Origin of the sequence: Halomonas sp. NPDC076908 (assembly GCF_050269715.1) — a bacterium.
In the GTDB taxonomy this organism is placed as follows: Bacteria; Pseudomonadota; Gammaproteobacteria; order Pseudomonadales; family Halomonadaceae; genus Vreelandella.
The window spans coordinates 30,541-43,829 of record NZ_JBNNIW010000019.1 but is presented as its reverse complement, the minus strand read 5'-3'; the positions used below and the strand labels follow the sequence as shown (position 1 = coordinate 43,829).

General features: G+C 53.4%; 14 protein-coding genes. 2 read left to right on the top strand and 12 right to left on the bottom strand.

Annotated features, from left to right (window positions below; genetic code table 11):
- Positions 1-12: 12 nt before the first annotated feature.
- Positions 13-240, bottom strand: a complete 228-nt coding sequence (locus tag ACQKE4_RS12375; protein WP_427388672.1) for a hypothetical protein — start codon at positions 238-240, stop codon at positions 13-15.
- A gap of 241 nt (positions 241-481) precedes the next feature.
- On the opposite strand from ACQKE4_RS12375, the gene ACQKE4_RS12370 reads away from it, so the two are divergent.
- Positions 482-1,510, top strand: a complete 1,029-nt coding sequence (locus tag ACQKE4_RS12370) for a LacI family DNA-binding transcriptional regulator (protein ID WP_427388671.1) — start codon at positions 482-484, stop codon at positions 1,508-1,510.
- Positions 1,511-1,513: 3 nt separating this feature from the next.
- Here ACQKE4_RS12370 and ACQKE4_RS12365 read toward each other — a convergent pair whose 3' ends face one another.
- The 7 genes from ACQKE4_RS12365 to ACQKE4_RS12335 all read right to left on the bottom strand — a co-directional run bounded on the left by ACQKE4_RS12365 (position 1,514) and on the right by ACQKE4_RS12335 (position 8,168).
- Complete coding sequence (locus ACQKE4_RS12365) at positions 1,514-2,518, bottom strand: Ldh family oxidoreductase (protein WP_427388669.1); 1,005 nt, start codon at positions 2,516-2,518, stop codon at positions 1,514-1,516.
- On the bottom strand, positions 2,515-3,453 hold the full coding sequence (locus ACQKE4_RS12360; protein ID WP_427388667.1) for a hydroxyacid dehydrogenase: 939 nt from the start codon (positions 3,451-3,453) through the stop codon (positions 2,515-2,517). The genes ACQKE4_RS12365 and ACQKE4_RS12360 overlap by 4 nt, the downstream gene beginning before the upstream one ends.
- Before the next feature lie 88 nt (positions 3,454-3,541).
- Positions 3,542-4,024, bottom strand: coding sequence for a tripartite tricarboxylate transporter TctB family protein (locus ACQKE4_RS12355; RefSeq protein WP_427388666.1), 483 nt, complete (start codon positions 4,022-4,024; stop codon positions 3,542-3,544).
- Positions 4,021-5,553 carry a tripartite tricarboxylate transporter permease gene (locus ACQKE4_RS12350; RefSeq protein WP_427388665.1) on the bottom strand — a complete coding sequence of 511 codons (1,533 nt, stop codon included), beginning with the start codon at positions 5,551-5,553 and terminating at the stop codon, positions 4,021-4,023. The genes ACQKE4_RS12355 and ACQKE4_RS12350 overlap by 4 nt, the downstream gene beginning before the upstream one ends.
- A gap of 22 nt (positions 5,554-5,575) precedes the next feature.
- Positions 5,576-6,541, bottom strand: coding sequence for a tripartite tricarboxylate transporter substrate binding protein (locus ACQKE4_RS12345; RefSeq protein WP_427388664.1), 966 nt, complete (start codon positions 6,539-6,541; stop codon positions 5,576-5,578).
- Between the two features lie 170 nt (positions 6,542-6,711).
- On the bottom strand, positions 6,712-7,881 hold the full coding sequence (locus tag ACQKE4_RS12340; protein WP_427388662.1) for a UxaA family hydrolase: 1,170 nt from the start codon (positions 7,879-7,881) through the stop codon (positions 6,712-6,714).
- Between the two features lie 2 nt (positions 7,882-7,883).
- Positions 7,884-8,168 carry a UxaA family hydrolase gene (locus ACQKE4_RS12335; RefSeq protein ID WP_427388661.1) on the bottom strand — a complete coding sequence of 95 codons (285 nt, stop codon included), beginning with the start codon at positions 8,166-8,168 and terminating at the stop codon, positions 7,884-7,886.
- Between the two features lie 228 nt (positions 8,169-8,396).
- On the opposite strand from ACQKE4_RS12335, the gene ACQKE4_RS12330 reads away from it, so the two are divergent.
- Positions 8,397-9,122: a GntR family transcriptional regulator gene (locus ACQKE4_RS12330; protein WP_427388660.1), complete on the top strand. Its 726-nt coding sequence runs from the start codon at positions 8,397-8,399 to the stop codon at positions 9,120-9,122.
- 368 nt (positions 9,123-9,490) lie between these two features.
- On the opposite strand, the gene ACQKE4_RS12325 is transcribed toward ACQKE4_RS12330, so the two are convergent.
- The 4 genes from ACQKE4_RS12325 to ACQKE4_RS12310 all read right to left on the bottom strand — a co-directional run bounded on the left by ACQKE4_RS12325 (position 9,491) and on the right by ACQKE4_RS12310 (position 13,289).
- Entirely contained in the window at positions 9,491-10,222 is a 732-nt protein-coding gene (locus ACQKE4_RS12325; protein ID WP_427388658.1) for a sulfite exporter TauE/SafE family protein, read from the bottom strand.
- Positions 10,215-11,402: a multidrug effflux MFS transporter gene (locus tag ACQKE4_RS12320; RefSeq protein WP_427388657.1), complete on the bottom strand. Its 1,188-nt coding sequence runs from the start codon at positions 11,400-11,402 to the stop codon at positions 10,215-10,217. Before ACQKE4_RS12320 ends, ACQKE4_RS12325 begins: the two co-directional genes overlap by 8 nt.
- A 185-nt stretch (positions 11,403-11,587) precedes the next feature.
- On the bottom strand, positions 11,588-12,106 hold the full coding sequence (locus tag ACQKE4_RS12315; protein ID WP_427388656.1) for an STAS domain-containing protein: 519 nt from the start codon (positions 12,104-12,106) through the stop codon (positions 11,588-11,590).
- Entirely contained in the window at positions 12,096-13,289 is a 1,194-nt protein-coding gene (locus ACQKE4_RS12310) for a PP2C family protein-serine/threonine phosphatase (protein WP_427388654.1), read from the bottom strand. Before ACQKE4_RS12310 ends, ACQKE4_RS12315 begins: the two co-directional genes overlap by 11 nt.

Sequence of the window (13,289 nt, the reverse complement as noted above, 5' to 3'; positions counted from 1 at the left end):
TCAGGCCTGTTTTCATGCAGCGTGAGAATTGCGAGATTCAAGTTTCAGGCAGGCAGAAATAAAGACACCTGTTGCGACCAGTAAAAACAAGGCTTCCTGAGCGGCGGAGAGGTTTAACACCCCCGGGCTAAAGCGTTGAAGCAAAACATTGAGGAAAAAAACCACGAAAAGGCCAAAGGCTATCCACATGAGAGCCCCGATCCCTTTATGGCTGGAAGGTTGTTTAGATGAATCCGGCATAGGATCACTCCTCTAACGTTCATTATTCTTGTAATTATTTTTGGTCTATCAGTGATTACTTAATCAGCTTTGGCAAGCACCCATTCTATGTTGCATAGGAAGTAGGCTAGAATGTAAGCGCTTACAAAGCTGTGTTTAAAACTAGACTCATATATATGAATTGTCCAGAAAAACTTTCCCTTGCTGTGCACTTGTCGATGAGCAAGGGGTTTAACCTCATAAAAAATAGAAAAAATTATTTATGAACAATGAATTACAACATGCTCTATTGGCCGACGTTGCCAGGGAAGCGGGCGTTTCAACCGCCTCTGTCTCAAGGGTTCTCAACCGAGCACCGCATGTCAGTAGCCAGTTGCGTGTCCGTGTAGAGGCCGCCGTCGACAAACTTGGCTATGTGCCGCATGGTTCAGCACGGGCTCTCGCCTCGAGTCGCATCGGCGCCATTGGGGCACTAGTTCCTACATTGGATAACCCCATCTTTAGCACGGGTATCAACCGCCTGGAACAGCGTCTAAAGCATCACGATTACCGTTTGCTGATTGCCACCTACCGCTATGATCTTGATGATGAACTTGAAGCATTAAACACGCTGATCCAGCAAGGGGTTGATGGCCTGGTGCTGATCGGCCATGACCATCGACCCAGTGCACTGACAACGCTAAAACGCCGTCGGCTGCCTTTTTTAACCTGCTGGCACAGCATTGATGATCCCAACTGGCCATCCATTGGCTTTGATAATACGGCACCTGCCCAAACACTGGCCGAACATCTGCTATCGCTTGGGCATCGCCAGTTAGCCGTAGTCAGCGCACCGGTAGAAAGCAATGACCGCGCCCGCGGCCGCTTACAAGGCTTTCTTCAGGCAGCCGAGCAGGCCGGATGCGCCATACCGCCAGAACGTGTCGTCACCGTCGCTTACGGCATTGCTGAAGGGTTTCAGGCGTTTGAAACACTGATGCGCCTTGAAACGCCTCCCACCGCCATACTTTGCGGCAACGACATTCTGGCATTTGGCGTCATGTTGGCGGCCCAGCGGGCTGGCGTCCGCATACCCGATGACCTTTCGGTCACGGGCTTCGATGACCTTCCCCAAGCCCGCTTCATGACGCCAGCACTTACTACCGTGGCGGTTCCTGCTGCTGATATCGGGTATCAAGTCGCCGACGCATTAGTAGCTCGCATCGCGGGCGAGACACTCCCCCACCGGCAGTTACTCGACGCCCCCTTAGTCATCCGGGATTCGACTGGCCCATTGAGCACAACTAGTTGAACGTCACCTCGCTGCCGCATGACTCTCAAGCGCGTCGACAAGAGAGGTCGATAATGTGACCTGGCCATCGCCCTCACGGCGCAGTTGAAAGCGACGCTCACCCGGTATACGAACGTCAGGCTGTTCCAACATGGCCGCAAACAGACTTTCGGCATGCTCAACAAAGCCCGAGGAAAACCGCTGTGGGTCAATCAGCAGAATCAGTTGCGCAATGCTGGGAGGTTTACCTTCTGCATCAAAAAAGGAACTGGCCTGAAACCCGAAATTGCTCCCGGTCAGTCCTGCTGTCAGTAGCTCAACCATCAGCGCTAACGCCGCCCCTTTGGCATCACCGGCAGGAACCATACTGCCTGCCAGCGCCTCATCAGGATCTGTGGTGGCCTGCCCCTCTATATCCAGTGCCCAGCCTTCCGGAATCGGTTTACCGTGCAACTTCGCCATCATTACCTTGCCACGCGCCACTTTTGACAGCGACAGATCAATCAAAAGCGGGTCGTCTTCGCGGCGAGGACATGCGAAAGCAATCGGGTTGGTTCCAAACAGTGGACGCTTTCCGCCCCATGGGGCCATGGCAGAGGGGGCGTTACTGAACGCCAGCGCCAAATAGCCCTGCCGAGCGGCTGCTTCCACCGATGCACCGGCCACGCCAAAATGGTGAGAATGTGCGATCGACACGGCCGCTATGCCCAGTTGCGCGGCGCATTGATAGCCCGCTTTTAGCCCCTGCTCTACGGCGGGAAAGGCCAGGCCATAAGCGGCATCAACGCGCACCACGGCTCCTTCAGTCTCCACGCGAGGCACTGCTGAGGCATCCACCTTGCCACTGGCTGCCTGATCCAGATAGAAAGGCAGCCGCGATAAACCGTGTGACGGTAAATCATCACGTTCCGCGGCCAGCAAGGCCTCAACGGTCGCCGCTGCCTCGTCCTTACCAAAACCACGCCCCCGCATGGCGGCCATGGCCAGATCACGTACGTCGGCGACACTTAACTTGACGTTGTCAGTCATGCGCTTACCCCCGCGTGTGCCAGCACATCACACACATTATCCACGGTCATCTGACTGATACGGGCATTGGACTCTTCGGTAACACCGGCAATATGCGGCGTCAGGATAAGGTTTGGCACCCCGACAAGGGCTGACCCCACTGGCAAGGGTTCCTGCTCGAAGACATCCAGCAGGGCACCGGCCAACCGGCCTTCGCGCAACGCCACTGCCAGGGCCACTTCATCCACGATACCGCCGCGTGCCGCATTAATCAGGATCGCGCTAGGCTTCATGCGATTCAACGCGCCATCGTCAATCAAGTGACGCGTCTCATCCGTCAATGGCACATGTAAACTGACTGAATCGGCGACTGCCAGCAGGCTATCTAAGCTCTCATGGCGTTCAACCCCCGCCCATTCCGGCGCATCCGCCGCCAAGTGAGGATCAAAAGCCACCACTTTCATGTCCAGAGCAAGTGCTCGTCGCGCCGTCTCGCGCGCAATGGCACCAAAGCCGACCAGGCCCAGTGTTGAGCCACTGGCTTCACGCCCAATTAACGCCTGACGAGGCCATTCGCCCGCCAGCATTGACTGACTGGAGAAATAGGCATTGCGGCGCAACATCAAGATGCCGGTCAGCACGTACTCGGCAACAGAACTGCCGTTTCCGCCATGCGCCGGTTTCACTATCACCCCTTGCGAGTCACAGGCTTCGAGGTCGATATTATCGAGGCCCACGCCTAAGCGCCCTACCGCCTTCAAGCGAGGAGCCGCCGCCAATAACTCTGTATTTACCTGAGTACGGTTACGCACAATGATGGCGTCAGCGTCAGCGACGGCGTCAAGCAGGGAGGAACGGTTATCAACCAGGGTGGTGTCGAAAATAACGTCAAACTGCGTTTGAAGCTTCTCAACGACGGCTTCGTCCATGAATTCAGAAATCACGATTTTAGCCATAAGTACTCCTATCGTTTTGCTGGGACAACTGTTATTGCTGGGGCAGCTCTAGTATTAAGGGTGATATGTCTCTGTGCAAAAAAAACGGCTACATCCACCACCGCCCCAGCGGTAACGGCACATTCAGCAGTAAGGCAAAAAGACCGTAGAAAAAAGCCACCAGTAAGGCCCCAGTCACCAGGTGTCCGCTTAAACGTCGTGTTGTCCATGGCTGGTATTGAGCCACCATCATCAAGCTGACAAAGCTTGCCAGCCCCGTCAGTAGAAAACCCGCCCATGGCATCACTAACGCCCAGATGGTCATCACGACCACCATCAGAACTCTCCTAGGGGTGGAACCTTTGTCACGCTCGGTATTGCTTAATACCCCACGCACCATCAGCTGGGCGAGCCGCAGCACACCCGCGACGACAACCACGATAGCGATGGTGACGGGAAAAATAGCCCCCATCTGACTCATATCCTGGCTTTTCCATAGGCACATACCACCAATGCTGATGAACAGCAGCGGCATCAGAAATTCTGATCGTGCCGAGCACGACGCCTGGAGCTTGGAAAGTGCTTTGCTCATAATGATGTCTCCTGACGAGGGTCATCCGGACCGTTCTGGTGACGCCGCTGAGTTCGGCGCGCCTTGATCACCGGATAGAAGACACTGAGGATCGATAAGGCAATGATCGTCAGCGAAATCGGCCCACCAAAGAAGGTCACTGTATAGGAGCCGCTGGCACGCCCCATCAGGAAGCCCTGCACAAATCCCTGCTCGGCAATGGGCCCCAGAATCAAGCCCAGCACAATCGGTGAGGGTTTAAACCCGTAGCGATTGAGCAACCATCCCACCACCCCAAGTGTCAACATGATGATGACATCACTCACGCTATTGCGAATGGCATAGGTCCCGATCACCGTCATAAAGGCGATTGTAGGCACCAGTAACGCTTTGGGAATGGTGATAATGAACTTGAAGGCATAGCGGCCGACCAGCAGTCCTAACGGCAGCAGCAGGCAGGTGGCGATAAACAGCCCTGCGATAAAGGTGTAAGTGATACTCGCATTGGTGGTGAAGAGCTCAGGACCGGTACGAAACCCTTGCACCAACAGCGCCCCCAGGATGACAGCATCCGGCGGTGTGCCAGGAATCCCCAACACCAGGGTGGGAATGAAGCCACCGCCTACCGTCGCGTTATTGGCGGCTTCGGTGGCCAGTACGCCCTGAGGATTTCCCTTACCAAAGGAACTGGAGTCTTTGGCGGCGCGCCGGGCTTCCGAGTAAGACACCAAACTGGCAATCGATCCGCCAGCCCCCGGCAGAATCGCCACCCCGGTGCCAATGGTCGCTGAACGCAATAGATTAAGCTTACCTACCCATGCATGTTTCAGGCCTTCGCGCAAACGGACACCGCGCGGCTTCTCGTTGACCTTAAGATGGGATTCAGGGGTATCGACCATGTCTATCAGCACCGGGATACAATACAACCCGATTAGCGCTGACACCGTTTCGATACCTCCCAGCAACACCTGGGAGCCAAGGGTATAGCGTATATCGCCCCCCATCACGGCCACGCCAACGGTGGAGAGCAATAAACCAAACCCAGCGCCCATGAAACCTTTCAAAGTCGACCCTTCAGAGAGAGCTGAGATCAGCGTCAGTCCGAAAATGGCAAGCCAGAAATATTCCACAGGACCGAAACTCAGCGCCACTTGTGCTAAGAGTGGGGCCAACGTCAGCAAGGCCAGCACGCCGACAAGCCCACCCACCACCGAGGCCAATGTTGAGAGGGTGACCGCCAGGTCACCATCACCACGCTTAGCCATCGGGAAGCCATCGAACGTTGTCGCTATTGCCGACGGCGTTCCCGGCGTATTGACCAGAATGGCCGAATACGAACCACCATAAATGGCGCCCGTGTAAATCGCGCCCAGCATGATCAGCGCTGACTCCGGCGTCATGCCGAAGGTCACCGGAACCAGCACGGCAACGGCCATCGTCGCCGAAAGCCCCGGCAGCGCCCCAATGACGATTCCCGCTGCAACACCGAGCAGCGCCAAACCAAGATTCATCGGCGACAAGGCGCCTAATGCATGGCTGAGAATATCCATACGACTCCTTACCCGGGTCAGATCAGTCGATCAGGCCGAGATCACGCGCGGTAGCCTCGTAAACATCCATTTGATCCGCCATGAATGCGTCCATTTTATCCACCGGGGTATCGAGCAGCACAAAGCCCAGATCCTGCATTTCCTGCTGGAATTCAGGGTGCTGGTTGATTTGCTGGAAGATATTGGAAAGCTGCTGCTGGATGTCGTCGGGCGTTCCGTGAGGCACTGCCATACCACGATAGGCACCGCCTACCATGTCATACCCAAGCTCCTGGAAGGTAGGCACATCGGGGAACATCGGATGGCGTTCCTCAGAGGCAACTGCCAGCATGCGCACTTTGTCCTGATGGTTGGCGGCTACCGTAGTGTAGCCCCACTCTGCCTGCACCTGGCCACCTAGTAGCGCTGTTACCGCTGCTCCGGTTCCTCTAAAGGGAATATAGGTCGTGGTGACATCAGCCAATTGCTGGAAACGCGTATTTGCGACATCGTTGGCACTGTAGGTACCGCTACCGGAGAAGGTCACGGCTCCCGGTGCTGCCTCAGCAGCTGCAATCAAGTCATCAAGGGTCTGATGAGGACTGTCATTGCGTACCAGGATGGCATCCGGCGAATAATGGAAGTAAAAGAAGTTACTAAGGTCTTCCGTTTTAAAACCGACATCCTGCCCCATTGGCTTGAGAATGATATGGGGCAGATTAGAGCCCATGATCGTATAGCCATCTGCAGACATGCTGGGAAGTTGAGACCAACCGACGGCGCCACCTCCGCCCGGCATATATTGAACGATCAGCTGCTCACCGGTAATTTCTTCAAAATACTTCTGCTGCAGCCGGGCGCTGATATCAGATTCACCCCCTGGGCCGAAGGGAATTACGTACTGGATGTCTTTGGATGGAAAATCGTCCGCCTGAGTCATGGTGGTTATAGCGCTGACGAGGGATAACCCCAGACCGGTTGCCAAACCGATGGATTGAGAGATTCGCATGGGTTCATTCTCCAAGTATTGTCGTTATCATTGTCGTTTTTAACTTGCGAGCAAACAGCACCGAAGTTTGCTATAGTCCACAGAGCTGGTTGAAAGGCGCTTTTCGTTAAACATGTCTCCTAAAATAAAGTGACGCCCTACCCCATAGGGCGAAGGCGCCAAAAAGATTATCAGGCGCTTTCGTAGAGGCGTGTCATGACGAACTCACGATGCCCAAGCGCTTCAGCAGCAGTGTGACGGCCATTAGCGGTACGCATCATCATTTCCAGCAATGCATCACCTGCCTGATCCATATCCATCTCACGTCTGAGGATAGGTGTCACATCAACATCAATGTGTTCGCTCATGGTACGCAGGGTACGCGGGTTAGCACATAGCTTGATAACCGGCAGGATCGGGTTACCGATAACGTTACCCTGGCCGGTGGGGAAGAAATGCACCACATAGCCCGCTGCTGCGCATAACGTCACCATCTCGGCCGCAGCCGAAGAAGAGTCCATGAACCACAACCCTGACCCAGTCGGTGCTTCGGCTTTATCAAGCACACCGTCTACCATGCAGCGCTTACCGATTTTCTGGATATTACCCAGTGCCTTCTCTTCGATGGTCGTCAGGCCACCTTCAATGTTGCCCTTGGTCGGCTGGGATTCGGATAGATCGCTGGTTTTGTAACGGTCAATCATATTGCTGTAACCGTCAAACATGGCCTGGAACTGCTCACGCACTTCTGGCGTCGCGCAGCGCTTGGCAACCAGGTGCTCGCCACCCGTCAACTCGGATGTTTCACCGAACACTAGGGTACAGCCTGCATCATAGAGCTTGTCGAAAGCATTACCTGTCGTCGGGCAGGAAGCCAGACCCGAGGTGGTGTCAGACTCACCGCACTTAGTAGAGACCCACAGCTCATTAATATCGCACTCTTCACGCTGCAATTCACTGGCGTGCTGCACAAACTCACGGGCTGCCTTGGACGCCGCGCAAATCGTATTGTGGTCACCGTTCTGCTCAATCCAGAAGCCTTCAACGGGCTTACCCGTAGCCTTGATGCCATCCACAACTTTGTTCGTCCAGCCCGGCTCGATACCAATTACGATCACAGCAGCAACGTTCGGATTGCTGCCGATACCGATCAGCGTACGGAAGTGCAGATCCAGATCAGGACCAAACTGCAAACGGCCATAAGCATGCGGTAGTGCCAGGGTTCCTTTGATGTTATTGGCGACGGCCTCGGCGGCAGCGTTGGAAATATCGTCGACCGGCATAACGATAACGTGGTTACGAACACCCACACGTCCGTTCTCGCGACGATAGCCTTGAAACTTGCGACCTGTAATTTCCATTTTTACCACCTCTTGGTTTTAACATTGTGGACGTGCAGGTGTTCACCCTTATTGACCGGCTTAATAGCGCGACCAATATCAACGCTGTACTTCATGACCGCATCATTTTCTGCCAGATCACGAACCGCCAGCTTGTGGCCGATCGGTATGGCATCATGAACGGTGCAAGTCATCGTCTCGTTACCTTCCATGATCCAACCTGTTACCTCTTGGCCAGCCTGGATCCCCTCGACCACAATGACCCCGACGCTGTCGTCGGCGTCATGCACTATAAAGTCAATGCTCATGGTATCTCCTCTCAACTTGTGAGGTTTATTAACGTTGTTTCGATTTCAGCTTGTAGAAAACAACTGCCAGAAACTGCTTCACATCAGATGATACGAAGCCTCTATTCATATATATGACATATGATAGAGGATAGCAAGCCCACACTCTTTTTTTTTGGTAATATTGTCGTAAGTAAAAACAATCGGCGGTAATGAACACCGCGCTAAAAGCACCTCAAGGGATCAAACATGAACGACGAGCCAACACCCAGCTATCGCCCGCTACACCAACAAATCAAGGAAGCTCTGCTTTCGCGCATAGTGTCAGGCGTTTGGCCGCCCGGCACTTTCATTCCCAGTGAGTCTGCCCTGTCACATGAATACGGCGTTAGCGTGGGGACTCTACGCAAAGCAGTAGATGCATTAGCCAGCGAGCATATTGTTATTCGATATCAGGGAAAAGGTACCGTTGTTGCTACACATGACAGTGACCGTTCTCTCTTTCAATTCTTTCACCTCATAAGCCTTAATGGTAAGCGCTCGTTACCCATTTCCAGAGTACTTCAACGAGAGCGCCGACCTGCGGCGCGTGATGAAGCGGACGCTCTGGAGATTAAGGAAGACAGCATGGTGGTTCACATCCGGCGGGTCAGGATATTAGACGAGGTACCAGCGCTATTAGAGGATCTGATAGTTGATGCAGAGAGATTCCCTGCTTTAGAGTGCGAGCCAGAAACATTGCCAAATACGCTCTACCAGCTTTACCAGCAAAAATTCGGCCAGAGCATTGCGAATGCTGAAGAGCGCTTATTTGCTGTTGCTGCAGGCGTTCAAGAGCAGAAATACTTAGGCGTAGAACTAGGCTCTCCGCTGCTGGAGATCCGCCGGATTGCCCGAGGATTAAAGGGCGAAGCACTTGAATACCGAATCTCGTATTGCACAACTAAGCAGCACTGCTACTGGAACGAAATCTAGTTATAATTAACAACGAACCAATTGGCTTTCGTATTATTAAGGAATGTCTGAATCTAAATAATTGCCGATTTTCGTTTACAGCGGCTTGATTCAACAAATGCCGGACAGTAGTTTAAGATTTTCCTCAGCAATAACTTAGCCGACGTCCGACGATACGGGTTTGATTGAGTGCTTGCGCAACCTCGGCAACGCTCATTACGGTAGCTGAGAGCTGGGTGGTTTTTAGAATTCGTTTCATGCGCAATCCCCCCTGTTCAGATAAGGCTCTGGCCTTCGCAAGGCATACCTTGCACTGGATCGATGATAACTTCATGACAGTGAGCAAAAGGTGATAAAAATCTAGTTAGGTAAGAAAAATAGGTTTTCTATCACCATAAAAGCCCAAGCGCGGCGAAGGTACATAACACAAGCGACGCCTCTTGCAGTAAGCGCCTATCAAGGCGGTGTGCAACAGCATGTGCGAGGGCATTGCCGATCAATACTGCGGGTAGGAAAGTAAGCGCGACCTGGAAATGCCATAGCTGAAGCTGGTCAGCCAATACCAAAGTGATTAAGGTCAACATGGAGGTCAGGATAAAAAAGGCGGCTAGATTACCCCGCACCCGATCAGCCGGTAAGCTATGCATTAGCAATACAATGGGCGGGCCGCCTATGGCTGCCACTGTGCCAAAGATACCCGACAGCACACCAGCACCAAACACCGTTATACGGTTGACGGGTAATTGAAAACGACACACCGTGACCAGCACGGTAAGCAACACAATAACCGCAACCATCTTTCCCAATAGAAATATCGGTGCGGCGAGCAGCAGCCAAATCCCCAGCACATTGCCAGGAAGATAACCCATTAATGCCATCCCAACGACGCCCAACTGTACCTCGTTCCAGTAGGCACTGATCATCATCAATGCGACAGTAAATACAAACAGCACAAGGACGGCTGGCACTAAGCGTGGCTCAAGCATCAATAATAACGGCGCACCGATAACCGCTAAACCAAAGCCTGTAGCGCGCTGTACAAAGGCCCCCAGCATTAATACCGCAGCACAGGCTAGCCACGTGTTTAGCGGTAAGTTTACCCAGGCCAGTAGACTATCCATCTGCAGTAGGTGTTTTGGTCAGTTTTCGCACTCCGATATTTCCCAGCAGCGCAGCGCCTAACATCGTGAGTACCATGGGCCAAAGATGCTCAACCTCAAACAGCCCCACCATTACACCGGCGAGAGCACCACAGGTGAATTGAATACCGCCTAACAATGCCGTAGCGGTGGCACTGATATGGCCAAAGTGATCTAACAGCGCTGAAATAGCATTCGGCGTAATCAGTCCGATCATGGCGGTAAACAGCATAATCAGCGGCACAATAACCATAAGCGAGGCCAGGTTTAACGCCGTTACCAACACTAACCCTAGTGCCGCGACCAACTGAATAAGCAGCCCCAAACGCAAATTCTGCTGAGGCGAGCGCTTACGCAACAAGTGAATATTGACTCTATTTGAAAGCGCGATAACGAGTACGTTAACGCCAAAAACGAGCGGATATGTCGCGGGTGACAAACCAAAATAGTCGAGGTAGAGAAACGGGGATGCGGTTACAAATGCAAAAAGCCCTGCAAAGGACGCTGCCACCGCACAGATATAGCCCATCCCTTCTCGGTGCTTAAGCACACTGGCATAGTTGCGAATAACTTGCCGCGGCGAGGCGGCCGGTAGCGACATATCCCGCGTTTCAGGTAGGCGCGTGCCTAGCAGCCACAGCAAAAACCCTGCATAAACCGCCAAAAACACAAAAATCAGCCACCAACCGGCCACATAGAGTAATAAGCTCCCCACTGCTGGTGCCACCAACGGCGCTAACATCATGATCATTGCCATGGTAGACATCACTTTGGCGGCTTCACGCCCACTAAAGCAGTCGCGCACAATCGCTGCCGAATTAACCACGCAGGCCCCGCCACCCAACGCCTGCACAAATCGCCAGGCCAATAGTGAGGACAAACTATCTACCGTAGTAATAGCAAGGCTTGCGAGCATAAAAACCACCAGGCCACCTAATAGCACGGGCTTTCTGCCCATACGATCCGATAATGGCCCAAAACATAGCTGGCCCAACGCAAAGCCGAACAGGAACACGCTAATGGAAAGCTCAGTACGATGGATGCTGGCGCCGATGCTGTCGGCAATGATGCCCATCGCAGGCAAATATGCGTCGATAGCAAAGGGGGCTAGCGCCGTATTGGCGGCGACGAGCAGCGCTACCCGGCGGGGATTAAGGTGCATGGGTCTCCTTGAACGCATTAAACGTGCGCGCTGGAATAGATAGGCCGCTAATCATAGACGATTTAATGACGTTTGTGGGGACGAACACTATAGAGATAGGAGATCATTTGTGCGCCCCGCTATGCGCCATTAGCAACGCAATTCATTGCAAACAAGCAAAGGCTGGGCGCATCAAGGGTAGGCGTCTAATGAGGCGTGGCAGCATCTTGAGACTCAAGCATCTCCACCAGTGGCTGAAACTGCTCGCGGTTGTGCTCGTTCATGTGCATCAAAATGCGATGGGCTTCAAGGATGCGTTCCCGCAACCCTTCTTCATCGGCGGGCTCTTCCGGTAACTCCTCAAGCACATCATTGAGCGCGGTCTGTTGCTGCAAAGGCGCTTCCATCAGAGTGAAAAAGCGCGCAAACCCCATCACATCCAGCATTTGGCGAACGTCAGGGTTATCAACAATGATCGTAGGTGGCTGCTCCAAGCGCCCTTTAACCGCCATGGCCACCTTAGCGAGGAAGCCCAGTGCAGTGGAGTCCACGTTGGTGGCCGCGCGCAGGTCAATCAATACGGCACGCAACCCCGGCGTCTCGGCGAGGCGTTGGGCTTGCGTGTCCAGCGTAGCGCAGAGCGTTAAACGCACATCGCCACACAGTTTTAAAACAAATACACCAGAATCGAACGCCGCTTTAATGCGGCCTTCTTCAATCAGCATGACCAAATCCGCTCACCATCATGATTGTTAGATCATCGGGTAAAGCATCGCGCTCTTGGTTCGCATCAAACTCCGCATCCCCTTCTGCCAGGAGCGAATTTGTCTGTGCGAGCCGGTCGCGCAACTGCTCAAGCGTTACACTCTCACTTACTAATTGCTCAAGTTCCTTGAGCCGCGTGTCGAGCGTTTTACCCGGCAAGCACTCCAATACACCGTCTGAACAGAGCCATAAACGAAACTCTTTCGGCAAAGCACAGCTTAGCGAAGGATACTCCACATCGGGGAAAAGGCCTACCGGCATTCCCTCACCTTCTAAGCGACTTAGCTTACCCTCTGCCGCCAAGAGTGGCATAGGAAGCTGGGCGCCGAGCGAATAGTGCAGAGTATGCGCTTCATGGTCAATAACACCGACAAACAAAGTGGCATGCTTACCGATATCGGTGCCCTGCAATTCACGATTCATCGCCTTCAGCCAATCCGGGGGCAAGTTCTCCGGCTGCTCTCCATCCCACTCACTAAGCCAGCGGTTGCATAAGTATTTGAGTAGTACCGTCACAAAGGCTGACGAAGCACCATGCCCAGACACATCCGCGAAGTAAAATGCGCTATAACGCTCGTTATAGCGCTGATAATCTAGAAAATCGCCGGATAAATAGAGCGAAGGCGCAAATAGATAATCATAGTACACCCCATTGATTACCTTAGGGTGTACCGGCAGTAAGCGGCGTTGAATATGACCACCGCTCTGCTGATCCATACGCAGTAGCGCTAGATGTGTTTCTAAGCTTTCATTTAACTCAGCCAGCCGCGCATGGTCACGCTCGCGCTCAAGGGCCAAATCGTTAAGCTCGATGGCCTTGCGGATCATTCGTCGCAGTAACTCGGCATGACGCAAAGGATGAACGATGTAGTCCACCAAGCCAACGTCAATGGCCTTAATGAGGTCAGCGTCTTGTCGCGAGTCACTAACCACCAGCGTAGGCAGGCGACGCGTTAACTGCGACCACTGCTGCCGTGGCACTGCCCTGGCATGGGCTACAATAAGCGCCGTGCCTGAGGGCAAATGCTCGATATCATCTGCCGCATATACCCACATACCATCGCAGGTAATTGCTTCCGCCAGCGCATCACGTTCACGACCAGGTTCATCGATCACCGCGATCAACTGCTTAGAATGATCCAT